This window comes from Bradyrhizobium sp. RT6a (genome assembly GCF_040547675.1).
Taxonomy (GTDB): domain Bacteria; phylum Pseudomonadota; class Alphaproteobacteria; order Rhizobiales; family Xanthobacteraceae; genus Bradyrhizobium.
Window position 1 is genome coordinate 84,435 of the sequence record NZ_JBEPQC010000006.1, and the last position, 26,622, is coordinate 111,056.

Consider the following 26,622-nt stretch of genomic DNA (forward strand, 5'->3'; position numbering starts at 1 on the left):
TAAGTGCCGGGCTCGGTTGTTGCACTTCTCCACTCCTCAGGGGCTCGTCGATGGAGCGTTTCCGCTGTTGATCCTCGCGCTCTCTTGGCTCATCAAAAAGCGGGTCTCATCATGAGGCGGCACTGTTCTGGTTGAGGAGTTGCGAGACAGCGGTAACGAGCTGGGCCGGCGCAAATGGCTTCTGCAACAGAATGCTGTTTGGGACGCCCTGCGACGCCCACTCGTCCGACGCCGCCCCGGTCATGTAAATCACGGGAAACGTCGGCTCTCCTTCCCTGATACGTCGGGCCAAGTCCCAGCCGCTCAGGGAGCCCATGAGGTTCACGTCCGCAACGAGCGCCCGATATGCTTTCACTCCGCTCTTGAAGAGTGTCAGAGCTTCCTCGGCAGAGGACAGAATGTCAGTCGCGAAACCACCCTCAATGAGCGCTTCCTCGACTACAGCCTGCAATGCGTATTCGTCCTCGACGACCAAAATAAGTGGTGGTTGCTCTGCCATTTTCGCCCCAATGTCGCTGAACCGCCCGAACCTACAAACCAAGGGGCGAGTTTGTCCCGGCTAATGTTCAAAAGTGAACACAATAAGGAAGGCATGGTCACGCTATTGTTCCGGCTGTCAACTTCCCGGCGCTCCCTCAGGGATGTCGGCTCGCTGCCTTCAGGCAAAGGGGTACAACGAGGCTAAGCGGTCCAGCGGCATCGCTCGTTCGGCTGCGTTCAGGAGGCGCTTGCTTATGACTTGGCTGAGTTGCCAGTCCGGGCGATCAATTGATCTCCCGCCCAAAGTTGGGGGCAGGCATTACCCGATCGGTCGAGTACCCAAACAAAATAATAGTCGTCTTCCATGGCTAGAGCATTTGAACCAAGCCCGCATGGTCCGTCCACTCCCTCAGGAAGGGAGGGGAGTACTCAATGTACTCCGCTGGACTCCTCGAGATTGCGCGCGTCAAAGCCTCGAGGTGGGCTGCGATGCCGCTCATCCGGCGAGCCGCGTGTTGAAGCGCTGCTCGCTGCTTCAGCGCGGTCCATGACCGTTGGGTAAGAAGGATCGAGCGTTACCTTGCGTCAACGCCTCTCCTGATGTCTGCAGTTATCCAGACAGCAAAAAAGGACCCCAGCTTCAGGGCGGTGAAGCTGGGGCTGTTGAGCTGCTCTGGCGAAGCAGCCGCCCCCTTGGGGAGGGGCACGGGAAAACGTGACAATCGGGAAGTCGTCCTAGCCGAACAAAAGAGCCCCAGCTCCGGGGGTACTGGGAAGAGCCGCGATACTGCTGCCGTGCTCAGGCGACCTGCACGTGCGAGCTGGGATTAAGGTAACGCAAGGCTACCGGCCGCGTCCTTCGCGCGCACCGGCCGGAGCTTCCTCGCATTGGCGTTGGCTAGCCGAAGTGTCTCTCTCAGAAGGAGGACTTCCTCGTATTGGTCCTCAATGTGCGATCTGACGGCCAGGCGCCGGATCCGGTCGCTGAGGAGTTCGACGCGCGCAGCAATAGTCGTGCTCTTGATTGACATGTGAAGCTCCCCAGAACGCCACTGGAAGGGAGCTGATGCTTCGCCGGATCGCGCCTGTGGGAAATAACGTACGATAATTTTTTGCCATTTTTTCCTGTTCCGCGCGAGGAACACGGATTGGCGTTTCTTCCTTTTGGCAGAATGCCGATGGGCATGGGGTCGTCTGCTCCCTCAGGGACGTTGGTTCGCTCTCCTCGGGTGATACGTCCACGCGCTTCAATGGGCGGAGCCCTAGGCGTTGCCGCCTGCGGCGGGAAATGGAATGGCGTAACCTGTCGCAGCCCGCCAGTCCAAAATTGCGAGTATCACCGCGAGGCTCCCGCTATGGCCGATCATCGTATTTTTCACAGCGTGGATCGCCGCGCTTTACTTGTTCGACCTCGTTCAATGGAGGAATGCATTGCAGCAGCCCGTACAAATCTTGGTACGGTGCTGGGGCGCGGCGGCAAACAGTTGAGCCAACTGGCACCTCAACATACTGACCTGTCATCAATGAGTATGAGCATGGCGGCGGTTCGGACGGTTTCTCCTTTTCCTGGGCAAGAACGGACGCCGGTATAATCAGCGCGACAGCGACGATCGAGATTGCTCGCATGGCGATTATCCCAAATGCTATGCATCTGCCCGGAGTTTAGGGCCGCGTTACCTAGCTAGCAACGGTCTCTGGTGCCCCGTTCACTCCCTTCAAGTCTGCCGCCCGGCGGTCAGCCAAGCCTCCTGCAGGCGGCAACGCGCTTAACGAGGCACCTCTGCGTCGCGGACGGCCGCAACTGCATTCGCGCGATCTGTGGCCTGCCCCTCGTGCGATCGAAGCATTGCTTTGAACTGCTCCCTTACACCACCAAGATCATGATTGATTGAGGCATCGCGAACCATGACAAGCGCATCGGTGTGAATGAGCAGTGTGACGGCGACGGCCACCTGAGAAATGATCTTCATGAACGCCTCCTGTAGGAAGCCATCATCTGTCAAACCGAAGTGCGGCCAAACCGCGGCCGTTCGCTCCCTCAGGGATGTGGGCGGGCAGCAGCCATCGCGGCCCGTCCCGTTGGCAGTTGATGCGTAAAATCGCTGACGAAGATCGCTGATCAGAATGGACGCGAACCGGTGACTGACCGGGTATATTCCCGCGCTGGCGCTGCAAATCTTCCCCTCTTCCATCCCGGTCACGTTCTCTGCTAGCCCTAAGCGGACCGCCGGCAGTTGGAGCTGCCGACGGTCCTAACTCACAGCACGATCGGATACATCATGCAGCAAGCTAGACAGACGAATATCATCCTCGGACCTTGGGCGCACTCCCTAAGGAAACCGACAGCGATCGAACTGCTTTGGAAACAGTTTCAGGCAACAGCCGCCGAAAAACAGCGCATCTATGCTATGGCGGATCGAACTGACGACACCGACCATGACGCAGCCGAAGCTGCCTGTGACGCGGCGTATGACGCTTTGGAGGCCGTTGCCGATGCGATCCTAGCCGCGCCCGTAGCATCGGAGACGGACGTCGCGATCCAAGCTCAGGTTCTATTGGCCCGCGGTGCCGAAGGCCTTCTTCACTATCGGCCAGAAGACCTGATGCGGTTCGTTCAGGAAGTGGCGAACTTAGCTCGACGCTAGCAATCAGACTGAAGAAACTGAGATGTCAAACTCCGCCCGCACCGACCGGATGAAGACCCTGAGCAACCTCGCGCTGGGCATTCTCCGCCGGTGCGGCGAGCGTTACAATATCGATCGCGCCGGCATCCGCCACCGGCTCTCAGAAGTCCGTCACAACGAATTCCGACTGACGTATTCGCGATGCGAGGACCAAAACCGGACGTCCACGCTGGACGTCCGGTTTCTCGGTAAGATGGTCCTGCACGTTGAATGGACCAGTGAGAAGGTCCTGCGCACGTCGTATAAACCGGGCGCCTGGGAAGAGTTGCTTCTTCGGTATGATCGCACGTCCGCTTTGGCGGGGCGCGTCGAAGCGACGACATGAAGGCCGATATTGCATACTGGCCGGCAGCGCTGCGGCTGGATCAAGCCGCGAGTTACTGCGGACTGTCCGTCGATACGTTCAAAGACGTCTGCCCGGTGAAGGCCATCGAGTTCACGCAATCTACGCGCGGGCATCGCTTCCTTCGCGTCCGGCTGGACGCTTGGCTTGCCTCGCTGGATAAAAATGATCCCGAAACTGGCAGCGTCCGTCGGACGATCGCTCAGATGGTTTATGGCCCCTCGGAACCGATTAGGCGAAAGCGCCGACTGTCGTGAGCGAGCCTGAGCCTGACGATGATATGCGTGATCAGGCCGCAAGCGGGCAACCGAAACAGCGGCGAGCGAGGCGCGAAACGCACAGACCGATTATCAGCCTTGAACAACTGCCATTGTTCGCCGACGAACGATCCTTGAGCGAGGCCGTCTTAGGACATGGACAGTACACTCATTGGCGCGCTGTCGTTACTCTGCTGGAAGGCCGCGGCTTCCCCAAAATCGACGGCCTGATGGGAGGGCGGTACACGCATGCCGTGCGCGCGTTTTTCGACCGCGAATACCGTATACACGGCGAGACCCAAATATCGAAGCCGCATCAGCCAGCAAACTTGGGAGCATCTTGGAAGAAACGCTAAGTATCTAGTTCGATGCCTTCACGCAGGGACGCGATCCGGATCGGCGCCTTAAGCCTTGGCGCGGGTCGGGTCGCGGCGGATCGACCGCACCGGCGCGGGCCGGCGTTAGGGGGCGCCGGATCAGGTATTTGTCGAGTTCGAGCGCGTCGCCAGAAGAACTGCCAGTCATGCCGAACTTAGGAACACTTTTTGGTGCCGCGAGGTTTCTTTCCTCATCAGAGGCCTAGCATTGCGGAGTTCTCTTCCATGGCTACCCAGATTGTGATGGACCACACAGGCGACAGCAGACATTTCTTTGAGCATACTGATCCGAAGGGGCTCGGCGAGGCTGAACGGCGATTTAAGCGGCTCACTGATCAGGGATTTACTGCCGCGACGCGAAAGGCGGGCAGTGAACTGAAGGTCACACGGTCGTTTGATCCCACCGCGGATGAGACACTATTCTATCCGCGTCTCGTCGGCGGCTAAGCTATCGCGATGCGACAATGTTTCCGTTCAGACGCAGCGACGCTAACAGAACACGCTTACGTGCCCTCCGTGAGCTTTATCGGAGCTTCACCGAGCAAAATGGCCCGGAAGCGCGTTCGCGGCGTCTGCTACGGGATTGGCTATCTCCAGAGCAGCGCGCGCAATTGGATGCCAACAACTATTTCGAAGTCACCGGTTCTCACACCGGCAGACGATATCGAGTTCAATATGGTACCCTGAGCAATGTTGTAGAGCTCGACGCATCAGGGCAGCCGGCGACCGGCTGGTGTTTCGTTCCCGAGCGTGCGCTGGCAGCTGGCGATGTGATGCTCGCCCAGAAGATCGCGCTCGAAACCGACGAAGCCGCGGTGCTCGCGCTTGCCCACCGGTTTTCTCTGAGACTGCCATCTCTGCCCCGAGTAGTGCGGCGTGCTTACTAGGTCGCCCATGGGCGGGGTCGCCGACCGGGGGGACGGCGACCCCTCGCCGCGAATGCGCCGATACGCGAAACGATGACGACTTCGCGACTGCATCCAGCATCTGGGCTGGGCCGGATCGGTGCAAGAACGTTCGTGTGTTAGTGTTACTTGCGCCGCGGCTTCGTGGATCGGCCTCGTGAGACGATTTCGTCAACAGTTCGCAGCACCCGACCGAATTCAGACCGAAGATGCCGGGCGTGCGCCGCATCTTTTGGCTCTGAGAGAAAAGCAATCTTCACGAGGAAGCGGTTCAATCGCGATGTGACGAGACGATTGTCAGAGTGTTGCGAGCGCAAGTTCGTGATCTGTCGTCGTATCTCAACGAGATCGGACCGGTCATCGTTGGGCCTATTCGCCAAATGAAGCTCATACCGTTGTGGCCGATAAACGAAGCCGCCGCGCCGAATATAATGGCGCGACGGCGTCGCCATGGTGAGCCCGGACGGGAGCAATGTCCGATGCAGAGAGGCTAACGCTCAGCAGCTCCGGCGCAATCGAAACCGCGGGTTAAGCTTGATGTCGCCGCGGCGAGTTAATTCTGGAACCGCTACCGCAGTGCGTTGAGAACGTCCAACAATGCCCGTGCATCCGGTCTAGGAAGTCTGGGGGCGCAAAGGTTCAAAAGATCGGACGCCGGTCGTGGCCCTGCGGAATGCTCGCCGACTTGACCCACTTGCCGGTCGGTGCGTTTATCGTTCGACAAAAATGAGGCGGCCCATGCGCAAGACCCTACGTTGGCTATTGCTCGGCGGTGCGACAGTGTCCGCAGTCGCGTCCGCCACGGCGCAGACCTACGATCCCAGATACCCGGTTTGCCTGCAAAGGTGGGTCTGGGGTGGCAGCACATACTTCGAGTGCAAGTTTACATCTTGGGATCAGTGCCGGGCAGCAGCGGCGGGACTTCCCGCCATGTGCTTGGACAATCCGTATTGGCCCCGAGGCTATTCCAGATCACAAACCGGGCCGCGGTAGATGATGAGTGATGTTACCTTCGGTAGCTTCGTCCTACTGTTGAGGATCGCCGATGTCGAATGCGCCTAGACGATATTCTTCGCCCACCGATTGCTCGTCGGCCATTTGCGTGATCAAGGTGAACGTCGCGTTGGGATATCTCGTCCACACTTCGATGTCGTCCGCCGTGACGGTTAGATAGCCGAAAAAGCATCTGTAACGGCCGGGCTCCGTCATGCGGCCGATCTTGTTCCAATTGATCTTGTTAACGCGCACGCGCTAGCTCCACTCGTTTTCGGGCAGCGAGCCGGGCGGCGGTTTGAGTTCTTCGAGGCCGGCTTCGATCACAGCCAGTTCGTCCTGGATCGCCCTGACCGCGTTTTCGGGGTTGATGCCCGATACAGTCTGCAATTCAGCCAGCACCTTGCGCCGATGCGCCAGCAAGTCCGTCAGCGCGCGACGGTCCCGCACCTTGACGTAGCCAGCGACGATCAATTCCATGGCCTCTGACACGATCGTCGTTTCCCACCGGTTGGCGCCTATCGCGGGCGGCTAAGTTCTGTCAGGCCGGCTTCCGTCAAACGATATTCGACACCCTTGCCGGTTGAGCGTCGCTCCATCCATCCGTTTCGTAGAAGGGCGAGCTTTGTTCCGGGGTGATCGGTAAGCTTCGAAGAAGACACCCAATCGCGGTCACGAAGCGGATCGAGCATTTGCCGGTGATGCTGATTGAAAAGGGGCCTGCGCCTTTGCTCCTGACCGATGTCTTGACCTATCGCTTCAAGCGGGTGTTCGGCTTCCATGGCCGTTTGTTGCCATCGCATGGTTTACGATCAGTTACGGATCGGGAACAATCGGCAATCTTTTCTAAATGGTTCATGGATATTGTTCTGCGGCATGGATCACGAGGGCGCATCTGCTTGGTTCGTTCCGGCTCTCAGGCGAAGCTACGCTCGTTTGGCAGCGTGGATGACGCGCGGTAATCGCATGCCAGAGCCCAGCCGCCTGCCAGCGCCGCCGCGCTCAGAGCTGCCAACTCGGTTTCCCGACCCAGCGCGGCGCCCGGCGCCGCCGCGTATTTAGGGGTTGGGGGCGTCGCGCATGACGAACAATCGCACAAGGACGCGTCCGTGGCTGCCGGACGAAGAGGCGGAATTGCTTTCGCTCTTTGGCGAAGGCGCCACAGCTCAGGAGGTCGGCCGCCGGCTAGGGCGCACCCGCCAAGCGGTTTACGCTCGCTTGCAGCGCTTTCAAAGACAGCGCGGGCGAGCGAGTAGGAAGAATGGGAAAATCTTTGCTCAGTTACTAGAGTGATCGAGCGGCGGCTGTCGACTATAAGGTGGCAAGGTCACATCCGCAGCGGATTAGGTAGCGCCGATCCGATCGCATTGAGGTCGACAAATGACCAGCCCGACTGATGACGAATTATGCGCCGCGGTCACTGCCGCCATTGAGCAGTGGAAGAGTTCGCGCCAGCTTCCTTATCTGTCGCCCAGCGATTGCCAGACACTGAACAAGTTGATCATCACCGGACTTCAAACCGTTCTGTTCCAGCGTGCGAAGGCATTCGACAAGCGCTAAATTGGACAGCTTGATCAAACCCGGCGGAATTCGACGCCGCGATCTTTGATCCAAGCATGCGCAACGCCAGCGTTCAGGATCGCGGGCAGAAGGGTGGACTGGATTGATCACTTAGGTTCGTCTTTCGTCCGCAGTCCGTTCCTGTTTGTTGGAAAGGACTTGCCCTTCTTTGGAAAGACTTTTCCAGACGTTCCGGCTTGACAGAACGGATTGTGGCGGTCGTGGGCAGTAAGCGTTGGCCTCCTGACCGCGCGTCCACACGCCTCGCCTTTAGGGCTCTGCCCCGGCGTTTGCGAGCGGCGGTCACCAACGAAATGGCCGGCGGGCATCGCTGCCGCCGGCCATCGCTTCGCGCTACCGTGGCTGGGGGGCTAATCGGCAGCGCTTACCGCAAGCCTGCCGAACGTGGATTAACAACTCGTTAACCAATTCGGGCAGGCTCTGGACCTTTCCCAGACAACAAGGCGGCGATTGTTCAGGTCGCTCCCATAGTTTTGCGGTGGCAGCCTGGCACAAGAAGGATGGATGATGTGTGCGGCGGGGGCATTCTGTCGTTAAATCCGAGCGCTCTGCACGTTGGCAAATTGTGCAGATGTGTAGGGGAGCGCGAGTGCACCGACCTCGCCGCTCGTGGGTGTGGAAATGTCCTCGGCGCCGAACTAGTGAGCAACACAACCCATCTTTAACCGATCCTAACCATTTTCGACCTTCCATACCGTCGGCTGTCCGCTGTAGCAGAAGTGCAAGCGGCGGCGAGATTTTCCTATGGGCCTCCGCTTGCGCAAACCACAGCCCGACTTAATCGCCTTTTCATTACTGCTCTTCAGCTGTGCTCTAATCGGGTGGACCGGAGTTGCAGGTCCAATCTTTTCTGACGACTTGTGGAAGGGGTTGGAGAACTGGCAGACCCTCATCGCCGCTCTATTAGCCTTGGCCGCAGCGTACCTTGCTGCTCGGCCAGTGTACCGCCAGCTTGCAGAGCAGCGCCGCCAATCGGCGGCGGCTGCCGTTTCGATGATTGTGAAAGCGGCAGTTTCTTTGGAAGCGGAGCGAGACATTATTAGAAAGGCTATCGATGACCTGCGCGTCGATCGGCTCTTGTATGAATATGATGCTATCTCTTGGCATCAAATCTACGCGTCATGGCCGGAAGAGGCCTTTGAATTCATGAAGGCTTGCGACGCGGCGCTGCGCTCGTTGCGGCGCTTCAGTGAACGTAACCCCGATCCATCGCCCACTCAATATTCTCGTCTAGCGGCCATTGCGTCTCTCGCGAAGTTGCGAGGTGGGTTGAGCGATTTGGTCACCATCATGCGGCAGGAGACGACTGGGCTTGCCTACGAGGAAGGTGAACAAGATATTCCGGACGATGAACACCCGACGAAGCGAAGTCAGATGGATGTGGATCAGGAAAGCTGGATAACCGCGGCGAGAAAGTTAGACGAAGACCTTTCATTGGAAATAGCCGCGATTTGGCGCCGCATTCGTCAGCTCGAAAGTATCGCGATCGGTGCTTCTCAATAGAGATCGGTCGAATTGGGTGATGGCTTGGCAATACTCACTACAACGCCACCACCATCTCTCGTAAACGCCTGACAGCCGACCGTCGCGCCAGGAAGAGCTACGGTAGCTTGTTCATCTGTGACCTTGAGTGCAGCCCGATGGCATCGGTGCGCTGCCGCTTCTAATTTCTTCACATCGACACCCGTGACGGCGTTGCCAGCCGTTGCGGCCAACGCGAACCAATCGTTCGAAGGGAAGCCGCTCGCATCCCAGTTCAGCGAAACATAGGTCACGAACTTCGGATCGCAGATCAAGACCATGTCTGGCCGTTTGAAGAAGACACTGCCGCGAGATGGCGAGAAGTGATCGAAATGCGTGTTTGTTTTTTCGATGATGCGTGCCGTTATTTCCTTGCATTCCGGCGTCTCGGCGGATCGTTCGCCCGCCGTCGCCGCCGCGAGCCGACATTCCAAGAAAAGGATAGCCGTGAAGAGTGCCGCATTTTTGCCAACGAGAAGCCCGAGGCCCATGCCAAACAGACGGTGCACTTCTAATCTCTTAGGCGCTCTAGCCTTGTATCGGAAACCGGGCCGACTATTCGCATCTTCTCTATCGGCGCCTCCGTCGTATCGGCAATCGAATAGGTTTTGTCGCTGCCGGAATATAGAAATACGACGGCTCCAGTCACGTCGGGCAGGTGCAAGAAGAAAGAGGCTTTTTCGACAGCACTACGTTGAAGGAAGCGCCTCGGAAGGGACTTCGGTTTCCCTGAGGAGGAAATCTTCAACTCAACGATCACCTTCTCCGTAGAGCTTACCCCCGTTGATCGCTCGACGACAATATCAGCCTCTCTATCAGAGAACACTTGGCTCTGTTTGACGCTAACACCTGGCACGCCGCGCAGCGCACTAACGAGATAGCCCGCGATAGTGCCTATCGTACGAAGATAATGCTGCCTCAAGTGATCGAGAGAAATCAGAGGGTCTTCAGTGTGTCCTTGAGCAAATCTGAGAAGGGCGTTCGTAACTAAGTCAAGCAGCGGTGTTCCCTGCCGGGTCGTTGGGGTGGCGGCAAGGGTTCTTGGGTCCGCCGCAGTGTCAAAAGCAAGTTTCCCGTCGATCTGATCGCAAAGAACGATCGCGAAGACGGTGACAGATACGATTGCCATCAGGCCTTCGTCCTCGTCGAAATCGAGAGTGTAGTCGTGCGTGGAAGGGTTGCGCCATTCGGTCCGGTAACGCGTGAATTGATCCAACACTTTCTTTCGAAGTAGATCAGCCTCACCGAGGAACTCTTCGATTTTGTGAGGTGCGATACGCGATGGGTCCTTGCCAGCGAGCACTCGGTAAGCTTCCTTAATACTACCCTCAAAAGCTTGATTGCAGCGAAAGACAACGTCGGTGAATAGTGTTTGGTCAGGCTCGGCTTGTCCCCGCTTGTAGTGCTTGATGGCGGCATCAATATGCGCCATCACCGCCTTTAGGCCGATTATATGTGGCCCTACAGGCAGGTCTTTGATTTTCTGATCGAGAATTTTCTGGAGGTCCATCGAGGCTCTTCCTTTTACCAAGCGATGGCATCGGAGTGTTGAGTTTTTGGCAGATGCATCCATCGAGGCGTGATCATGATCTCGCGACCGCTTCGTCGCACTGAGGCCGCATAACGCAAACCAAAGGGTCTGATCGTTGCCCAATCTCGATAAAGTTGCCTGATCTCTCCACAGTCGTCGTAGGTTAAAACCCAGGCGTCATTGGCCATTGAACGAAGCTGTTCCGCAAGTCCCTTATGATATTCTTTGTCCAGGGCGTTGAGATAGAGCGTCTTACCCTTGTCGAAATAGGGTGGGTCGATGAAATAAAATGTGCTGGAAGCGTCCTGGTCCCTCACGAAATCGATGCCGTCTTTGTCGGTGACGTGTATTCGGTCGCGATACTCTGCAATCTTTTGACAGCGGCGGTGAAGTTCTTCCTTGTTGAACCGGGCGTCGATCAACCAGTCGCCCGTTTGGTTTACTCCGCCGATCGGGCCGCCGTTCATGATGATGCCAGATCGGTTGCAGCGATTTAGGTAAAAGGCGGAAAACCCGCGGGTAAGTCGTGATAATCGACCGTCGTTCGATCGATAGGTATCGCGCTGGCGCCTCCATTCGGCCATGCTCACGCGGGTCTTCTTCAGCAGCTTCGAGAACTGTTCAGGTCTGTGCGTCAGCGACCACCAAAAGTCGTGGATGGCCACATCAGCGTCATTGATGTGTATTTCGGACGCTTCCTCTCGGAAAAGAAGCGAGAGAGACGCGCCAGCACCTCCGGCGAAAGGCTCTGCAACTGAGTACGAACCAAGACCGTTGAGTTTGCGGATTTGGCCGAGAAGGCCGGCCATGGCCGCCTTGCCGCCGGGGTATCGAAGTGGGCTCGCTTGGTTCATTTATCTAGGTCTTCTTCGTCATCGGCTTCTAACATCAACCGGAAAAGTGGTTCGGTTCGCAGCCAGAATTGCCAGATGTCGCGTTCGCTAGGCAAGTCCCCCGACTGATGAATGAACGCATGAAGTTCGCTCAAGGAGAACGGCGCGGCGGCGTCGTAGCGCAGGGCCTTCTCCACCTTATTTGCGTCCGACGCGTCCAGCTTTTCCTTCGCGATCTTGGTGATCGCCGGAACCATTTGCTTCATCTGCGGCACGCCGTAGGGCAGCTTGCCCTTGCCGCCGAGCTTTTCGATCAGCGGCTTCATCTGCCCCGTTCTTTCGAGAAAGCTGGTTACGGCAAGCTCAAAGAAGACGCGCATCAGCACGGCGCCGGCGTTGGGGAATTCGCTGCGCTTCAAGCGTACAAGTTCGGATCGTATGTCCACAAGACGCTCTGACCCATGCCGAACCTTGAAGTCGCGAGGCAACATGGTCGTCGTGACCGATTTCGCTTTCCTTGCAGCGGGCGCCGGGGCCGCCTTGGCCGGCGAGGCGACCGACTTCCCTTCGATAATGTCGGCGGGAACGAACGTGGCCTTCTTCTTTGCCGGCCTTTCGCTTGGCTTCCAACTCTTAAAGTAGTTTTCGATATCGTCACTTGTGTTCAGGGTGCGGGACGATTGCGTGCCTAGCGCGACATCCGAAACAAGCTTGCTAAAGGCTTTGACGAATTCCGGCTTCGCTGTTGTGATCCGAATGCCGTGATCGGCGTCCTTCTCCACATGCAAATGCTGACGGCCTACGGAGCTGTCGATCACTCGGCCGAGCGTTGTAAAGATTTTCGCCCGCGGGCTGTCGAGCTTGGCCTTAATTTCCTCCGGCAGCGGCAGCGATCTTGCCATGTCGGCAATCGCTCTGGTCTGTCGTGCGCTCTGGATATCGGCGAGCGAAAACCCAAGTTCATCGCGCAGTTCGTCGTTGTCGTAGCCCTCGGCCAACTTTTCGAGGATGAAGCTTGCTCTGTTTTCAGCTTGCCAAGCGAGCACCGGCGTCCCGATGTGCCGGCCAGCGATCTGCCGATCTGTGTCACGGCGATTAGGCGCGATCGTTACGGGTACGGATGCCAGCGATTGCGGGTCTCTGATTTTCCGGGTGAGCTTTTCGATCTGACGCTGCTGTGCCCCATCGAGAAGTCCGGGTTCTCGCAAGGCCTTGAGCGCGGCCAGCCGACGGTTACCTTCGACGACTACAAGGCGGTCGTTCTCATTGACAGCCAAGAGAGGCTCGTTCGGAAAAAAGCCTCTGGTCGCAATGCTTTCCGCAACTTCTAGGGCTTTATCGTGCTCAAAAAGGTACTGGATAATCTCACGCGGCGCCTGCGCTAGCGTCTCCCGTCCCAAACGGGGGTTCTTCGGATCAAGATGAAGGCTCGCGACGCTCACGCGCCTCGTTGTCCAATCTGCGCCAGCCATGATTGCAATCCCCCAGACTTGTTTGGATCATGCTGCAACTGCTGGGCGCGACGCAATTGACCGAAGGGCTTTGGGCCGGGAATTCTCCCGTTTTCCCCGGCAAAACTCCGCGAGCCTCCGCGAAGGTGTTGGTAGGGTCGTTGGTATGGCGTCAGGCGATTTTTGAAAATCGTTTTATCTTTCAAGGTGATATCGCCGCAATACGGCGCCGCCCCTGGGCACCAAATCCACGATTTTGTGCGCTGGGGCACGATTCGTACGGCTACGTTCACCAGATGATCGGCGCGAAGGTCCCCGCAGATCTATCTCCCTAGCGCTCGCTAAGTGTACGTACGATCAAGTCCAGCCCGCCGCGCTCTGGGGCCCCGCTGCATCGACCCGACATCGAGGCGCCTAGAAAGACGACCGGGCCGATTGCTCGATCAAGCCGGATCGTTGCACCATCTGCTCAACTACGGTGAGCCAGATCTCGTAGTAGTCCCAGGTTGGGTCGGTCTTGTCGTGGGTGGCCTCCCAAGCGGCGATGCTTGATATCATTTCCGAGCGGAAATCCTCCCATTCGAACAAGCCTTGTTTGGAGAGAGCAAGCGCCAGGCCGAATGCCTGACGCTCCCAGGGCGCGCCGAAGCAAAGGCTTCCGTTATCCTTGGGTGGCATGTCGGTCTTCCCCAACATGCTTCCCAGGGCGAAATGCTCGAAGTTTGTTTGCATCGCTTCAGGTGCTCGGCGGCTTGACGATCGCGACGCCCATCATCGACTCAGGTGTGACAAGAGCTGTCAACTGCTCTTCGCTGAAGGTGTCGGTGCCCGCCGGTCGTTCCGGGACAACGAACCAGCGGATCTGGGCGCTGCTGTCCCAGGTCCTGATTTCCTTTTCCGGCCCAATGTTCAGTCCAAATTCGCTCAGCACTTTGCGGGGCTCGCGTGCAGCTCGCGCGCGGAACGAAGGATCCTTGTACCAATAGGGCGGCAGGCCCAGAATCGGCCAAGGATAGCAGGAACAGAGGGTGCAGATGATGAGATTGTGCACCTCCGGCGTGTTGATCGCCGCTCGCATATGCTCGCCTTCGGCGCCGGCTCCCCCGGTCACAAACTTCATCTGTTCGACAGCAGCCATGGTGTCTTCGGCCAGAACCTTCTTGAATGCCGGATCGACCCACGCTTTCGCAACAAGCTTGGCGCCATTGAACGGGCCCATTTCAGTCGCGAAGATTGCCATGATCTTGTCGACAGTCTCGCGCGTGATGACTCCCTTCTCGATAAGCAGAGCCTCCAGCGCGCGGACGCGCGCCGCGTTCACCGTTTCTCGATCCGTGGAATACTCGAAACGTTGCATCATGTGGCTCCTCAGGATGCGATGGCCGGTTCGAGATAGGCCTCGAACAGGTCTGCGTAAAAGGTAAAATTCTGCTCGGTATTTCCTGGCCACAGAGTTTCGGGATCGAATTTGACGCAGTAGACGGGCATTGCTTTGCCGATCCCGTCCGGCCCGATCTCGCAAAGATAGGTGTAAGCGTCAGGATACACGCTATCGATAATGCCCGCCTTGTTCCGAAGATGCCCTGGCAAGCGAGTGTGATCGACCGATTTCGGATCGGCGACGCAAACCGCCTCGCCGGGCGCGAAGCGTGGTTGGGTCGAGCGCTCCCGTTTCGGATCGTCGCCGATCAGCAGATATTTCCGCACGCGAGCGTCCACAGCGGCGTCTCCGCCTTTCGGCATGACTGGGGCTGACGTCAAGAAGGTTTCGGTTCGCGCGTCGAGTTCCGTCTGAGTGATGTAACCCTTCGCGACCAAATACGCAGAGATTCCGCCCAGCCACTTCTCATAGTAGCGGAATTTGAAGTAATCGAACGGATTCATCGACTCTGCGCCCTTGCGCAGGTCGGCCCAGGTCCATTCGGTGTTGAATGTACTCGGTGTTGCTTCGAGATCGAGTTGCGAACTCAGTGCCATCATCGCCGTGTGGATGCCGAAGATCCTCTCCTCCCAAGCTTCCACGAACACCCGCGTTTCAAGCGAGATCGGATCGAGACCTTCGAGGCCTCCTAGATAGTGTTGCAACTTCATTGTTACAGCGCCCCTCTTCTGGCTTTGATCACGTGACCAGGCTGGTATCCGACGAGGTCAGATCCGAAATTTCATTTCGAATTCGCGTTGCGTCGAGCCCTCTTCCGATGAAGACGATCGCGCTGGCGCGGTGCTCATTCGAGGCCCAGGCCCTGCCTGGTCGACCTTCGAGCGTCATATGGACTCCATGGAAAACCCAACGCCGGGCCTCGCCCGCCAGCGACAGGACACCCTTGCAGCGTAGAAGGGTCTCACCATTCTCCAGGACGAACACATTGAGCCACCGGAAGAATCGAGGCCCGTCGAGGGCGCGTTCTGCGCGTACTTCGACGCTGACCACTGAGGGATCATGCTCGTGCTCGAGCTCAGAGAGCAGCAGCGGTTCAATGGACAAGCAGTTTTTCAGATCGAAGGCCTTGACGTCGACGATTGAGGCGACGTCTATCCGACTGTCGATCGCTCCGACGATCGGAGCCATGGGATTTATGGTCCGAATAGTCGCCTCGCATCTGGCGCGTGCGTCTTGGTCGACAAGATCCAGCTTGCTTATCACCAGGACGTCGGCGAAGGCGATCTGCTCGGCCGCGACGTTTTCGCCGGAGCCCTGATCGGCGAGCCACCGGTCTATATTGATGGCGTCGACCACGGTCACGACTGCATCGAGCGCCGTGACTTCAGAAAGCACCTCGTCGACAATAAAGCTTTGAATAATGGGGGCTGGATCGGCCAACCCTGTGGTCTCGATGAGGATGCGGCGGATGGGCCTTGTTCCTGAGAGAAGATTGGTGATCGTCGAAACAAGATCCGAGCGGACCGTACAGCAGATGCAGCCGTTGTTGATCTGGAGAATCTCCTCGTCAACGCCGACGACCAGCTCGGCGTCGATGCTGATGGCTCCGAACTCATTCACGATGACCGCTGACTCGGCCATCAAGTCGCTTTCGAGCAATTGATTCAGCAGCGTCGTCTTGCCGGATCCGAGGAAGCCCGTGAGGATGGTGACCGGAATTTTTTGTGATGTTGCCATTGTTGCCGCCAGATTGTTCCAACGCCTGTCGCATGTCTGATGCAGTGGGATGCGCCGCTCGAGTGGCGCATCCCAACGAAGACCTGCGACGGCGAAACTCGACGCCGCAGGTATGCGATCGCGCTATTGCCCGCGGATATCGCGACCACGGGTTTCCGGCAGAAAGAGTGCTCCGATGATCGCGGTCAAACCGGCAAACGCGATGGTGTACCAAAGCCCGCCGAAGATGTCGCCGCTCGCGATGACGACTGTCGTTGCGACGAATGGAGCAAAACCGCCGATCCAGCCGTTACCGAGCTGCAGTGCGACGGACACGCCGCTGTAGCGGATATGGACAGGAAAGAGCTCGACCAGAAGAGCGCCAAGCGGCCCGTAAACCATGGTCGCCAGGAAGACCAAAGCGAACAAGATGGCGATCACCATCGGACCGTTGGGTTGAGCCGGCGCCTTCGCCGATGGGAGGCCTCGTTCGGTCAGCTCCTTTAGAAGCTTGGCTCCATCGAAGGCGGTCGCCGGATCGTCGTTGATCTGGACGCTAAGGGAAGCAGTATCGGCCTTCACGACGTATGGAACGGCATTCGCAGTCAGGAATGCCTTCACGCGCGTACATTCCTTCGTCGCTTGCGGGCGGAATAGCTGGCCAATCCATGACTGATCCTCGCTGCAATCGTCGCCGTGCACGACCACCGAAGTCTTGGCGCGGAATTCTGCAAGCGCAGGATTGCCGTAAGTTGCCAGACTCTGGAATAACGGCATGATCAGCAGGGCTGATAGCGCGCATCCCGTGACGACGATCCACTTGCGCCCCACCTTGTCGGAGAGCCAGCCGAAGAACAGGAAGAACGGTGTGCCGAGAATGAGCGCGACCAGAAGGTAGAAATTGGCCTGATCCTGGCTCATCTTCAGTGCGGTGGTCATGAAATAGAGGCTGTAGAAATGCCCCGTGTACCAAATCACCGCCTGCCCCGCTACGACTCCAAAGATGGCCACGAGCACCAAACGCAGATTGCGCCTGTCACCAAATGTGTCAGCGATAGGATTTTTCGAGCCTTTGCCCTCGGCCTTCATCTGCTGGAACACCGGCGACTCGTGCAGCTTCAGCCGAATGTACAAAGAGAGGATCAGAAGCGCGATCGATCCGATGAATGGAATTCGCCAGCCCCAGCTCGAGAAGCTCTCCGCCGACATCGAAGAACGGCAAAGAATGATCACTGCCAGCGAGAGAAACAGCCCAAGCGTCGCCGTGATCTGGATCCAGCTTGTCGTGAAGCCTCGCTTGTCCGGATCGGAGTGCTCGGCAACGTAGGTCACCGCACCCCCGAATTCGCCGCCAACGGCGAGCCCTTGCAGCAGGCGCAATCCGACCAAGATGGTCGGCGCCCACCAGCCGAAAGTCTCGAATGAGGGCAGCAGGCCGACCGCCGCGGTAGCGAGGCCCATCACCAGCATGGTTACGAGGAATGTCTTTTTGCGGCCTACGAGATCGCCGAGGCGTCCGAACACGATGGCGCCGAGTGGGCGTAGAACGAAGCCCGCGCCGAAGGTCGCCAATGCTGCGAGCAATGCCGCGGTGTCATTTCCCTTCGGAAAAAACAGCGTGCTGAAAAACGCTGCCAACGAGCCGTAGACAAAAAAATCGTACCACTCGAAAACGGTGCCCAGGGCGGCCGCGAAGACAATGCGCTTGGTATCGCGATCGAGGCCGTTGGACGCGAGGATGGTTTCTGATTCGATAGCTTGAATGGACATTCGATCCTCCAGCATCAAACGGCTTGGTGTGTGTAAGACGACGCGTCTTCGGTCGGGCGTGGCGGCACGTCCTGCTGCGCTAGAAATTCGTTCAGCAAGCGATTGAAAGTATCTGGTTGCTCAAGCATCGGGAAATGGCCCGCCGATGGTATGATGTGAAGGCGACTATTCGGAATGCCGTCCGCCAAGGTTTGCGATTCTCTCGGTGGGGTGATGACGTCCTCCTCGCCGACGAGGACCAGCGTTGGCACGCAGATCTCGCCAAGCTTCGCGCGGCTATCCGAGGCGTTGAGCGAGGCAATCGCCTGGCGCGCGACAAAGGCCGGCGTCTGCGTGACCTCGTTCCTGGCAAAGTCGATGAGCTCGGTGCTCGCGGCGGAGCCGAAGGATCGTTCGATCACCTTCTGGCTCGCCGTCGCCGCACCCAGTTCGTCAATGGCTTTGCGTACGTTGTCGACATTGACATCTGCGCCCAATCCATGAGGCGTGGCTCCCACCAGCACCAACGCCCGCACGTACTTCGGGTGGGCAAGCGTGAGGCTCTGGGCCACAGTTCCGCCCATCGAAAGGCCGACGAGAATGGCCGACTCGATGGACAATGCGCGGTACACTCCGAGCACGTCCTCGACAAAGGCGGCGATCGTATATTTTCGATCTACGGGGCGTGGTGAGCGACCGTGACCGGGCAGGTTGATGCGAATCATCTGGTAACCGGTCGAGAACGGCTCGACCTGCTCACGCCAGAATTCCGCTGTTGTCGTAAAGCCGTGCACGAACACCATCGGCATTCCTGCTCCGGACACCTGCACGACGGTATCGCCGACTGCGATGGTTCTTGTGGTCGTCATTTCGCTCCCTCCCGAGGTCGATTCCATCACAGTAAGATCGCAAGCGCCGTGCCATGTCCGCGCCCCGCTGCACGGGGGCAGCTAATGAATTGTTCTCGTTGCCAAAACGCGTGCGGCGGGGAGCGGCCCTTACGGTTTGACGCTTTCCGAACGTGACGCTAGTGTCGCGTTTGCGAGACAGTATGTCGCGCAACCGTAACGTTTGCTGATCTGAGGTTTCCGTAAATGGTTCTGTCCCAGTGGATCGCCGGGTCGTCCGAGGAAGCGAGCTTCCTGAAGCTTGTCCTCGATCATGTCTCGGACTGCTTGGTCGCGGTTGATACGTCAGGCACAATCGTATTGATCAACCAGCCGTATTGCAGATTGCTAGAAGGCCAGGCGGACGACTTCATTGGGCGACATATTACCGATGTCGTTGGTCCACAAACCAAGCTCCATCTCGTGGCGCGCGGCGAAGGCAGCCATATCGGTTATCCCCTGAAAGTGCGTGGACACCAACTCATTACGCGACAGGTCCCAGTGCTTCAGGATGGCCGCATTATTGGCGCGGTCGGTCTGGCCCTGTTCTCGAATCTCGGTGCTTTGAAGAGGACGTTTCGCCGGGTCGCGCAAGCCGAACTGGCACTGCCGCAGGCGAACAAGCAATGGCGCTCCCGCTTCAGCATGCGCGACATCGTTGGCCAAGGCGGGCTCATGGACGCGTACCGGCACTCGCTCGAGGTCGTCGCCGGCCACGACCTTCCCGTGTTGATCTCGGGAGAGACCGGTTCCGGCAAGGAGCTGGCCGCCCACGCGATTCACACGAATTCGAGCCGATCCGAGGGCCCCTTTGTCTGGATTAATTGTGCTTCAATCCCGGGCGAACTGATTGAAGCTGAATTGTTTGGTTATGAAGGGGGCGCGTTCACGGGCGCCCGAAGCCGGGGAAAGCCGGGGAAGTTCGAGCTTGCCTCCGGGGGCACCCTGTTGTTGGACGAAATCGGAGATATGCCGCTGCATCTGCAGGGCAGTTTGCTGCGGGTGCTTCAGACGAATGAGATGGTGCGGGTAGGCGGCACAACTCCGGTTGGGGTCAATGTCCGAATTGTTTGCGCAACCAATCAATCACTTCCGGAACTGGCCCAGGTCGGCCGCTTTCGGCAGGATCTCTATTACCGCCTGAGCGTGTTGCCGATCAACGTGCCGTCGCTCCGTGACCGGGACGATATCGAATTTCTCGCCCGACAATTGCTCACCCGGATTGGAGAGCGGTTGGGCAGCGAGACCAGGGACCTATCGCGAAAACAGTTAGCGTCCCTAGGCGCGCATGGGTGGCCTGGAAATGTGCGGGAGCTGGAAAACGTGCTCACTCGCTTCATCGTGACCGGTCAATTGCCGGTGCTCACCGCACATGCTCTGCCAAAGCCGGAAGCGGAGAATGTGTCCGGATTGTTGAAGGAACGCATCCGGTCCCAAACCGCAGCGGAAATTCGGGCCGCGTTGGAGAGATCCGGCGGTAACAAGCGCCAAGCAGCAGGGCTGCTCGGCATCAGTCGCGGGCATTTGTATCGGCTTATGAAAGAGCAAGCCTCTGATCCAAATCAAGCGCGGGATTAACTCGGTAGCGGATTTGGCGATGGAGCGAATCTCTGCCACCGCGCCGGGGGACTCACACCGCCATATTGAGGGCAAACAGCAATTTGTCCTGTCGAGGGTGCGTATGATTCCCTCCTGGGCACCATTTTCGCCCTCCACGGGCAACACTTCCCCAGCGCCAAGCCTTGAGCGCCGAGCCTTGACCAGCCGGCTCGCGCAGCAATCCGTTCCGGAACCAGATCGCGCCCGCCCATAGCTGGCACTCTGCTTGCTCAGCCAGGACCAAAGTCTGGCCTTGGTAGCGAGGCCGTTTCAGGTTGAGGCAAGTGATGCAGGAAGTGTCCCGTTCTGGTGCTGCTGGCGAACTCCGGCTCGATGCGTTGGTCGCCGATTTGTGGTGGCGCGTTCGGCTCATGAACACAGACATTCTCGAGGAAGAGGCGAGAGCAGGGGTGTTTGACGTGCTGCAGCCGACATACCCGCTGGTTGCGCTTAATCTTCGCGCGCGACGCGACAATTTGGTCTCGACGATCGGCGTGCTCGAGCAGCGTGCGCGATCAACGTCGGAAGCGGCTTGAGGATTCGTTCACACCGGAAACGCCAGCGACGTCAGCTCCGCCGCGCGAATACCAGCTGACGGACGTCGATCTTTTCGGCCCTGAAACCTGCCTCGCAATAGCACAAATAATATTCCCACAGCCGCCGGAACGGCTCGTCGAACCCAAGCGAGGTCAGGTCCGTCCAGGCATGGCCGAAGCTCGTTCGCCAGACCGCGATCGTCTTGGCGTAATCCTGTCCAAAAACCCGCTCGCGGACCAGAGGCATCTGCACGCGTTCGCCGAGCGAGCGCAGGACGTTCGGCGAAGGCAGCATCCCGCCCGGAAAAATGTATCTCTGGATGAAGTCCACGCGCCGCCGGTAGCTTTCAAAGAGCTCGTCACGGACGGTGATCGCCTGGATGCCGGCAAGACCGCCCGGCTTGAGCAGTTGATGCAGTTGATTGAAGTATGTCGGCCAGAACGGTTCGCCGACAGCCTCGATCATCTCGATCGAGGCAATGCGGTCGAACTGCCCGTCCTGATCGCGATAATCCTGCAACCGGACCTCGACGTTCTCGCTGAGCCCGGCTTCGTGGATTCGCCGGCTGGCGAATGCGTGTTGCTCCTTGCTGATGGTGAGCGCCAAGACCTTGGCGCCGCAAGTTTTGGCGGCATATTCGGCGAAGCCGCCCCAGCCGCAGCCGATCTCGAGCAGGGTGTGGCCGGGCCGGAGCTCGATAGCTTTCGCGAGCTGGGCATATTTGTGCCGTTGAGCCGCGAGCAGGTCGGTCGCCTCGGGCGAGAACAATGCCGACGAGTAGGTCATGCTCGGATCGAGCCAGGCCGCAAAGAACTCGTTGCCGAGATCATAATGGGCGTGGATATTCAGCCGCGATCCCAGTCGCGTGTTTCGGCGCAGCCGATGCAGCGCGCGCCGGCAAAGCCGGACCAATGCATTGCCGGCGAAGGCGCTATCGACCAGGTCGTCGTTGAGACAGAACACGTAAAGCAGCTGGGAGAGATCCGGTGTGCTCCAATCGCCTCGAACGTAAGCCTCGGCCATGCCGATATCGCCGCCCAGGACCAGGCTTCGCGCGAAGGCGTAACTGTTGAGCTCGATGGTCGCGGACGGACCCGGATGCGTTCCCCGCAACACCACCGTTCTGCCGTCGGGAAGGCGAACATCCACGGTGCCGAGCTTGAGCCGCGAGGCAAGCCGCAGCGCGAGCCGCGCGAGCAAGGGAACGTCATCGAAGCGAGCAGTCTGGTGAGTGGCTGCGAGGTCCATGGCTTCACATTCAGCGTTGGTTCGGACGGGGAACGTAAGGAACATTTTTCAGCCAAAGCCGGATCGCTTCCCAATGGATGGCCGCGACGACCTTGAAGGTGAGAAGTGGCAGCGTGACGAGCGTCGCCAACAGCGAGCGGCTGGTCAGCGGGCGGCGTTGCCCGGAGAATGCGGCCGTAAATATAGCACCGTGCTCATCGGTCTGCACGATTCTGACCTTCACTTGCTGGTCGGGCGGGGCAATGCTGAAGCGATATTGCGTTTGCATCTCCATGAATGGCGAGACGTAGAACTCCTTCGCCTGGCATTGTCGTATGGCACCGCCGCCAGCAGCGTCCTCGACCGGAAGGAAGTAGGAATGGATTTCGCCAAAAGTGTTGCGGACTTCGTAGATCAGCAGCGCAAGATTGCCGCAGCTGCCATAGCAGAAGTAAATCGAAAGCGGATTGAACACGTAGCCGAAGAGCCGCGGATAGCACAAAAGGAGGATCCGCCCTCCCGACAGATCGATATCGCGTTGTTCGGCCAGGCGTCGAACATGGTTGCTCAAGGATGCGCCGTCACGCTTGCCGTGATCGGATTCGTGAAAGCTGAAGACTGCCGCGCGATTGACGCCGAACAGGCGAGACTGGCGATCCGCTTCATCAAGCCGGTCGAGGTCGATGAGCAGGTTCATCACCCGGTAAGTGAACCTGTGGTGCACGGGCCGCATGCGTGCGTGCATCACCCGGCCCAGGTAGAGCGCGGCTGCAGATGACGTCGCTGTTCGTTCTGGAGCGCCCGGCTTCAACATCTTCTACTCGGCAGCTTGGGCCAGCAACGCGCCGGACCGTCGCCACGGAACCGCACTGCCAAGTGCCTCGGCGACGGCGATGCCGGAACGCAAGCCATCCTCATGGAATCCGTAGCCGGTCCACGCGCCGCAAAACCAGGTGCGGCGGCGTCCCTGGATTTTATGGAGGTTCTTCTGCGCGGCAAACGCGCCCGCGTCATATTGTGGATGCGCGAATGTGAACTTGCCGAAAGTGAGATGAGGCGCCGGCTCAAAAGGGGGATTGAGGCTGACGAATAGCGGCTTGCTGTCGTCGATGCCCTGCAGCCGGTTCATCCAGTAGGTCACCGCGACGTCGTTCTGGGCAGGCGTTTCGCGTCGCCATCGCAAGAAGTTCCAGGATGCCCATGCATTGCGGCGTTTCGGCATGAGGTTGAGGTCGCGGTGCAGATAGGCCGTGTTTGGAGCGTAGCGGATCGCGCCGAGAATGGATCTCTCGCGTGGGTCGGCATCCGACAACATCGCCAGGGCCTGATCGCTGTGACAGGCCATCACGACAGCGTCGTAGGAGTCCTGATTGCCGTGACTGTCGCCGATCGTCACACCGTGCTCAGTGCGATGGATCGACGTCACCGCGCAGCCGAGCCGGATGCTTGCCTTGAACCTGGCCGTGAGCTTCTCGACATAGCGCCGGCTGCCGCCCTGGACGGTCCGCCAGAGCGGCCGATCCAGATGCAGCAGCCGGTGATTGTCGAAAAACCCGATGAAGTTTTCCGCGGGAAAGGCGAGGATCTCGGCTGAGGGCGACGACCAGATGGCGGCTCCCATCGGTCCCAGATAATCGCTGAACAGGCGCGGGCTGAACGCTCCCTGGCGCAGATATTCGCCGAGTGTGAGGTTCTGGAGCCGGCCAGCCCGCAAGTCGGAGACGCTTTCCTTGTTGAAGCGTCGGACCTCAGCCAACATGTGAAGATACGACGTGGAGAAGAGGTTGCGCGGCTGGGCAAACAGGCCGGAGGCGACCTGCAGGAAGGTCTCGCCGCCACCCCGCCATTCAAATCGGCCATGGTCGGCCGACATCGCGAAGCTCATGCATGTCTCCTCGGTCTTCACACCCAGGTGTGCGAACAGAGACGTCAATTCCGGGTAGTTCGGCTCGTTGAAAACGATGAAGCCGATGTCGACGTCGATCTCTTCGCCATCGTAGTCAACGCGTACTGTATGACTGTGTCCACCCGGTCGCAATTCGCGCTCGTAGACGGTCACGGCATGACGTTCGGACAGGAGCCATGCGGCGGCATTGCCGGCAATTCCCGTCCCGATCACCGCCAAACGCATGCTTTGTCGCCCCCCAATACCACCAGCGACGGCCGGAACATCCGGTTTCGAGCCAATGTCGTCCGTCGCCCGGCTCAGGACAGCTCTCATAGCTGACCCGTCCACACGCGCCTGAGGAAACGTTCCGGCGGGCAGCGTGGATCACCCGTGAAACCGGGACACGGGGCGGACGTAAGGATCCGAGTTTGCGTATGGTGAGGCATGGATTTCCTGCAAATACTGATCGTCGCCGGCATCGCTCTCGCGCTTTCGCTGTTGATGGGGCTGGCCTGGATCGTTCAGCAGCGAACCGGCAATTCCGGGTGGGTCGATACGATCTGGACCTACTCCGTCGGCCTCGTTGGGGCGGTGGCGGCCCTTTTGCCGTTTGGCGAGGCGCTGCCGATGCGCCAGATGCTCGCGGGCGGGCTCGTGCTGCTTTGGTCGGTGAGGCTCGGGACGCATATCGCCCGGCGCGCCGCGGCGGGTATCGACGATCCGCGATATGCGAGCTATGCGCAGGAATGGGGCTCACAGGCGCCGCTTCGCATGTTCGCGTTCCTGCAGTCGCAGGCCTTCGCCTCGGTGCCGCTGCCATTCGCTGTCTTCCTGGCTGCACACGCTCCACGGGCTGCCCTGGGCGTTCAGGACTATGCCGGCGCCGCCATCATGCTTGCGGCCGTTGCAGGCGAGGCGATCGCCGACGAGCAATTGCGAGGCTTCAAACGCAACAAGGCAAATTCGGGCCTGGTCTGCGATGTCGGGCTTTGGCGCTGGTCGCGTCATCCGAATTACTTCTTCGAATGGCTCGGATGGCTGGCCTACCCGGTCATCGCACTGTCGCCGGGCTACGCATGGGGCTGGGCGAGCCTGATCGCGCCGGCGATCATGTACTGGATACTCGTGCACGTGACCGGAATTCCCCCGCTCGAAGCTCAGATGCTTCGATCCCGCGGCCGCCGGTATCGAGACTATCAGGCACGCACCAGCGCTTTCTTTCCACGACCGCCCAACAAGGCGCTGGAATGATCGGAACTCCCGCGCCGCACGATCTGGTTCAAGGGCCTGACAAGGTTGCGCGGCAAGCCGGAACGAGGGCGCAACGTGATCCAGCGAAGGGCTCACGTCGTTTCCAGGCGTTGCCTTTGCCATGCCGGTTGCGACACCACCGGAGAGGAGACCGGACATGAGCCTGCTCTTTACGTATCTGTCGGTCGCTGCGACCTTCGTCGCGCTCGACATGATCTGGCTCAAGACCATGGTTGAGAGGCTTTACCGGCCGGTGCTGGGCGACATGTTGCGCTCGGAGCCCGACCTCGCAGCCGCGGCAGTATTTTATCTGGCGTATCCCGTCGGCCTGATCTGGTTCGCGGTGCTGCCGGCTCAGCAGGATGGCGGCGCTCTGCGCGCCTTCACGTCCGGCGTGATGCTGGGCTGCTTCACTTATGCGACTTACGATCTGACCAACCAGGCAACGCTGAGGAATTGGTCGACGGGGCTCACTGTTGCGGACGTGTGCTGGGGATCCTTCCTCGCCGGTGTCAGCGCCTGGACCGGATTTCTCGTCGCTCAACGGATGGCGCATTGATTATGGATGGGATGCACAACGGAGCACTGCGACGCGATGGCGACCGCAAGCGAGGCAGATGGTACCGATGCGCCGCTTTCCTGCTTCTGGTTCCTGCTGCGGGGATTCTGATCGGGGTTCTGGACCGTCCGGGAGCGTGGTACGCGGCGCTCAACAAGCCATCTTTCAATCCGCCGGATGCGGTCTTCGCGCCGGTCTGGACGGCTCTGTTCCTGATGATCGCCGTGGCGGGCTTCCGCACCTTCGAGGCGGAGCCGCGCGGAACGACGATGAGATTATGGGGCCTGCAGATGATCCTGAATTTTGCATGGTCTCCGATCTTCTTTTCGCTTCATCGCATGGACGTGGCGCTAGGCGTCATTGTTGCGCTGTTCGCCGCGATCCTTGCCTTTGTCTGGCGTCAACGGGCGAACGATCGGTTGGCAGCGACGCTTTTCATTCCCTATGCCGCCTGGGTGGGTTTTGCGACCTTGCTGAACATCTCGTTGCTCCGTCTCAATTAAGATCAGTCGCGCAGAACTGACTTCGTCGCGTCGAATGGGTCGGCGTGGCGCTGAATTCAAGGATTGTTCGCTCCATCGCAACCTTCAAAGGCGTCTCTGGTTGCCGCGATCTTGTCGGAGAGCGAAGTGAATGCGATCTGGACACTCCGCCCGGCATCGTCGTCAAGCACGAGGTGCGCAAGATCGACCAGTCGATCACCGAAGCGCTCCATGACGGCGAGCAAATGATCGAGACCTTCTGCGGACTGGTCCGCTGCCAGATGGTCGACCTCTCTCACCATCTGCTCGAGTCTCGCAACGGAGGACACCATTGGGTCCTGGTGTCCACGGTTGGGAAATTCGATGATCTCTGCGGGCACCCGCGGGTTC

The 26,622-nt window shown here is 59.0% G+C and carries 33 protein-coding genes; 15 read left to right on the top strand and 18 right to left on the bottom strand.

Features of this window, described 5'->3' with window-relative positions; genetic code table 11:
- Positions 1 to 109 precede the first annotated feature (109 nt).
- Together ABIC03_RS27925 and ABIC03_RS27930 are read right to left on the bottom strand one after the other, a co-directional pair.
- A complete protein-coding gene (locus tag ABIC03_RS27925; RefSeq protein WP_354062829.1) occupies positions 110 to 499 on the bottom strand; it encodes a response regulator in 390 nt (129 codons plus the stop codon).
- A gap of 1,747 nt (positions 500 to 2,246) precedes the next feature.
- Entirely contained in the window at positions 2,247 to 2,450 is a 204-nt protein-coding gene (locus tag ABIC03_RS27930) for a hypothetical protein (RefSeq protein WP_354054558.1), read from the bottom strand.
- 309 nt (positions 2,451 to 2,759) lie between these two features.
- Here ABIC03_RS27930 and ABIC03_RS27935 point away from each other — a divergent pair, with 309 nt between their 5' ends.
- The 6 genes from ABIC03_RS27935 to ABIC03_RS27960 all read left to right on the top strand — a co-directional run bounded on the left by ABIC03_RS27935 (position 2,760) and on the right by ABIC03_RS27960 (position 6,039).
- Positions 2,760 to 3,125, top strand: coding sequence for a hypothetical protein (locus tag ABIC03_RS27935; protein ID WP_354062831.1), 366 nt, complete (start codon positions 2,760 to 2,762; stop codon positions 3,123 to 3,125).
- A 22-nt stretch (positions 3,126 to 3,147) separates the two neighbouring features.
- A complete protein-coding gene (locus tag ABIC03_RS27940) occupies positions 3,148 to 3,489 on the top strand; it encodes a hypothetical protein (RefSeq protein WP_354062833.1) in 342 nt (113 codons plus the stop codon).
- A complete protein-coding gene (locus ABIC03_RS27945) occupies positions 3,486 to 3,764 on the top strand; it encodes a hypothetical protein (RefSeq protein ID WP_354062835.1) in 279 nt (92 codons plus the stop codon). The genes ABIC03_RS27940 and ABIC03_RS27945 overlap by 4 nt, the downstream gene beginning before the upstream one ends.
- Before the next feature lie 602 nt (positions 3,765 to 4,366).
- Positions 4,367 to 4,588: a hypothetical protein gene (locus ABIC03_RS27950; protein WP_354062837.1), complete on the top strand. Its 222-nt coding sequence runs from the start codon at positions 4,367 to 4,369 to the stop codon at positions 4,586 to 4,588.
- A 17-nt stretch (positions 4,589 to 4,605) separates the two neighbouring features.
- Positions 4,606 to 5,028 carry a hypothetical protein gene (locus ABIC03_RS27955; protein ID WP_354062839.1) on the top strand — a complete coding sequence of 141 codons (423 nt, stop codon included), beginning with the start codon at positions 4,606 to 4,608 and terminating at the stop codon, positions 5,026 to 5,028.
- 756 nt (positions 5,029 to 5,784) lie between these two features.
- Positions 5,785 to 6,039, top strand: coding sequence for a DUF3551 domain-containing protein (locus tag ABIC03_RS27960; protein WP_247395067.1), 255 nt, complete (start codon positions 5,785 to 5,787; stop codon positions 6,037 to 6,039).
- 33 nt (positions 6,040 to 6,072) lie between these two features.
- Here ABIC03_RS27960 and ABIC03_RS27965 read toward each other — a convergent pair whose 3' ends face one another.
- Together ABIC03_RS27965 and ABIC03_RS27970 are read right to left on the bottom strand one after the other, a co-directional pair.
- Positions 6,073 to 6,294, bottom strand: coding sequence for a hypothetical protein (locus ABIC03_RS27965; RefSeq protein ID WP_354062842.1), 222 nt, complete (start codon positions 6,292 to 6,294; stop codon positions 6,073 to 6,075).
- A 3-nt stretch (positions 6,295 to 6,297) separates the two neighbouring features.
- Positions 6,298 to 6,519, bottom strand: coding sequence for a hypothetical protein (locus ABIC03_RS27970; protein ID WP_354062844.1), 222 nt, complete (start codon positions 6,517 to 6,519; stop codon positions 6,298 to 6,300).
- Positions 6,520 to 6,731: 212 nt separating this feature from the next.
- Between ABIC03_RS27970 and ABIC03_RS27975 the strand changes: the two genes are divergently transcribed.
- The 3 genes from ABIC03_RS27975 (at position 6,732) to ABIC03_RS27990 (ending at position 9,123) form a co-directional block, all read left to right on the top strand.
- Complete coding sequence (locus tag ABIC03_RS27975; RefSeq protein WP_354062846.1) at positions 6,732 to 7,001, top strand: hypothetical protein; 270 nt, start codon at positions 6,732 to 6,734, stop codon at positions 6,999 to 7,001.
- 418 nt (positions 7,002 to 7,419) lie between these two features.
- On the top strand, positions 7,420 to 7,599 hold the full coding sequence (locus tag ABIC03_RS27985) for a hypothetical protein (RefSeq protein WP_275174255.1): 180 nt from the start codon (positions 7,420 to 7,422) through the stop codon (positions 7,597 to 7,599).
- Between the two features lie 891 nt (positions 7,600 to 8,490).
- On the top strand, positions 8,491 to 9,123 hold the full coding sequence (locus ABIC03_RS27990) for a hypothetical protein (RefSeq protein WP_354062850.1): 633 nt from the start codon (positions 8,491 to 8,493) through the stop codon (positions 9,121 to 9,123).
- On the opposite strand, the gene ABIC03_RS27995 is transcribed toward ABIC03_RS27990, so the two are convergent.
- The 4 genes from ABIC03_RS27995 to ABIC03_RS28010 are packed head-to-tail and all read right to left on the bottom strand — an operon-like array spanning position 9,117 to position 12,977.
- Positions 9,117 to 9,650: a hypothetical protein gene (locus ABIC03_RS27995; RefSeq protein WP_354062852.1), complete on the bottom strand. Its 534-nt coding sequence runs from the start codon at positions 9,648 to 9,650 to the stop codon at positions 9,117 to 9,119. The genes ABIC03_RS27990 and ABIC03_RS27995 overlap by 7 nt on opposite strands.
- Before the next feature lie 2 nt (positions 9,651 to 9,652).
- Positions 9,653 to 10,651 carry a hypothetical protein gene (locus tag ABIC03_RS28000; RefSeq protein WP_354062854.1) on the bottom strand — a complete coding sequence of 333 codons (999 nt, stop codon included), beginning with the start codon at positions 10,649 to 10,651 and terminating at the stop codon, positions 9,653 to 9,655.
- 14 nt (positions 10,652 to 10,665) lie between these two features.
- Complete coding sequence (locus ABIC03_RS28005) at positions 10,666 to 11,526, bottom strand: DNA adenine methylase (RefSeq protein WP_354062856.1); 861 nt, start codon at positions 11,524 to 11,526, stop codon at positions 10,666 to 10,668.
- A complete protein-coding gene (locus tag ABIC03_RS28010; RefSeq protein ID WP_354062858.1) occupies positions 11,523 to 12,977 on the bottom strand; it encodes a ParB/RepB/Spo0J family partition protein in 1,455 nt (484 codons plus the stop codon). Before ABIC03_RS28010 ends, ABIC03_RS28005 begins: the two co-directional genes overlap by 4 nt.
- Positions 12,978 to 13,006: 29 nt before the next feature.
- Here ABIC03_RS28010 and ABIC03_RS28015 point away from each other — a divergent pair, with 29 nt between their 5' ends.
- Entirely contained in the window at positions 13,007 to 13,291 is a 285-nt protein-coding gene (locus ABIC03_RS28015) for a hypothetical protein (RefSeq protein WP_354062860.1), read from the top strand.
- A gap of 79 nt (positions 13,292 to 13,370) precedes the next feature.
- Here the strand turns inward: ABIC03_RS28015 and ABIC03_RS28020 are convergent, their stop codons facing one another.
- The 6 genes from ABIC03_RS28020 to ABIC03_RS28045 all read right to left on the bottom strand — a co-directional run bounded on the left by ABIC03_RS28020 (position 13,371) and on the right by ABIC03_RS28045 (position 18,671).
- Positions 13,371 to 13,688 carry a nitrile hydratase accessory protein gene (locus ABIC03_RS28020; protein ID WP_354062862.1) on the bottom strand — a complete coding sequence of 106 codons (318 nt, stop codon included), beginning with the start codon at positions 13,686 to 13,688 and terminating at the stop codon, positions 13,371 to 13,373.
- 4 nt (positions 13,689 to 13,692) lie between these two features.
- The gene (gene nthA / locus ABIC03_RS28025) at positions 13,693 to 14,316 is read right to left on the bottom strand and encodes a nitrile hydratase subunit alpha (RefSeq protein WP_354062864.1); all 624 of its coding nucleotides are present in this window, start codon (positions 14,314 to 14,316) and stop codon (positions 13,693 to 13,695) included.
- An 8-nt stretch (positions 14,317 to 14,324) separates the two neighbouring features.
- Entirely contained in the window at positions 14,325 to 15,047 is a 723-nt protein-coding gene (gene nthB / locus ABIC03_RS28030; RefSeq protein ID WP_354062866.1) for a nitrile hydratase subunit beta, read from the bottom strand.
- A 28-nt stretch (positions 15,048 to 15,075) separates the two neighbouring features.
- Complete coding sequence (locus ABIC03_RS28035; RefSeq protein ID WP_354062868.1) at positions 15,076 to 16,074, bottom strand: CobW family GTP-binding protein; 999 nt, start codon at positions 16,072 to 16,074, stop codon at positions 15,076 to 15,078.
- 123 nt (positions 16,075 to 16,197) lie between these two features.
- Positions 16,198 to 17,823: an MFS transporter gene (locus ABIC03_RS28040; RefSeq protein WP_354063203.1), complete on the bottom strand. Its 1,626-nt coding sequence runs from the start codon at positions 17,821 to 17,823 to the stop codon at positions 16,198 to 16,200.
- 14 nt (positions 17,824 to 17,837) lie between these two features.
- On the bottom strand, positions 17,838 to 18,671 hold the full coding sequence (locus tag ABIC03_RS28045; protein WP_354062870.1) for an alpha/beta fold hydrolase: 834 nt from the start codon (positions 18,669 to 18,671) through the stop codon (positions 17,838 to 17,840).
- A gap of 225 nt (positions 18,672 to 18,896) precedes the next feature.
- Between ABIC03_RS28045 and ABIC03_RS28050 the strand changes: the two genes are divergently transcribed.
- Complete coding sequence (locus ABIC03_RS28050) at positions 18,897 to 20,267, top strand: sigma-54 interaction domain-containing protein (protein ID WP_354062872.1); 1,371 nt, start codon at positions 18,897 to 18,899, stop codon at positions 20,265 to 20,267.
- A gap of 308 nt (positions 20,268 to 20,575) precedes the next feature.
- A complete protein-coding gene (locus ABIC03_RS28055; RefSeq protein WP_354062874.1) occupies positions 20,576 to 20,824 on the top strand; it encodes a hypothetical protein in 249 nt (82 codons plus the stop codon).
- 31 nt (positions 20,825 to 20,855) lie between these two features.
- Here the strand turns inward: ABIC03_RS28055 and ABIC03_RS28060 are convergent, their stop codons facing one another.
- The 3 genes from ABIC03_RS28060 to ABIC03_RS28070 are packed head-to-tail and all read right to left on the bottom strand — an operon-like array spanning position 20,856 to position 24,183.
- Positions 20,856 to 22,073: a class I SAM-dependent methyltransferase gene (locus ABIC03_RS28060; RefSeq protein WP_354062876.1), complete on the bottom strand. Its 1,218-nt coding sequence runs from the start codon at positions 22,071 to 22,073 to the stop codon at positions 20,856 to 20,858.
- Between the two features lie 10 nt (positions 22,074 to 22,083).
- A complete protein-coding gene (locus ABIC03_RS28065) occupies positions 22,084 to 22,866 on the bottom strand; it encodes a DUF1365 domain-containing protein (RefSeq protein WP_354062878.1) in 783 nt (260 codons plus the stop codon).
- 3 nt (positions 22,867 to 22,869) lie between these two features.
- Entirely contained in the window at positions 22,870 to 24,183 is a 1,314-nt protein-coding gene (locus ABIC03_RS28070) for an NAD(P)/FAD-dependent oxidoreductase (RefSeq protein WP_354062880.1), read from the bottom strand.
- Positions 24,184 to 24,384: 201 nt separating this feature from the next.
- Between ABIC03_RS28070 and ABIC03_RS28075 the strand changes: the two genes are divergently transcribed.
- From ABIC03_RS28075 to ABIC03_RS28085, 3 genes are all read left to right on the top strand, one after another.
- Positions 24,385 to 25,191: a DUF1295 domain-containing protein gene (locus ABIC03_RS28075; protein WP_354062882.1), complete on the top strand. Its 807-nt coding sequence runs from the start codon at positions 24,385 to 24,387 to the stop codon at positions 25,189 to 25,191.
- Positions 25,192 to 25,348: 157 nt separating this feature from the next.
- Positions 25,349 to 25,750: a DUF2177 family protein gene (locus tag ABIC03_RS28080; protein ID WP_354062884.1), complete on the top strand. Its 402-nt coding sequence runs from the start codon at positions 25,349 to 25,351 to the stop codon at positions 25,748 to 25,750.
- 2 nt (positions 25,751 to 25,752) lie between these two features.
- Entirely contained in the window at positions 25,753 to 26,253 is a 501-nt protein-coding gene (locus tag ABIC03_RS28085) for a TspO/MBR family protein (protein WP_354062886.1), read from the top strand.
- A gap of 56 nt (positions 26,254 to 26,309) precedes the next feature.
- Here ABIC03_RS28085 and ABIC03_RS28090 read toward each other — a convergent pair whose 3' ends face one another.
- Positions 26,310 to 26,612, bottom strand: coding sequence for a hypothetical protein (locus tag ABIC03_RS28090; RefSeq protein ID WP_354062888.1), 303 nt, complete (start codon positions 26,610 to 26,612; stop codon positions 26,310 to 26,312).
- Between the last annotated feature and the right edge of the window lie 10 nt (positions 26,613 to 26,622).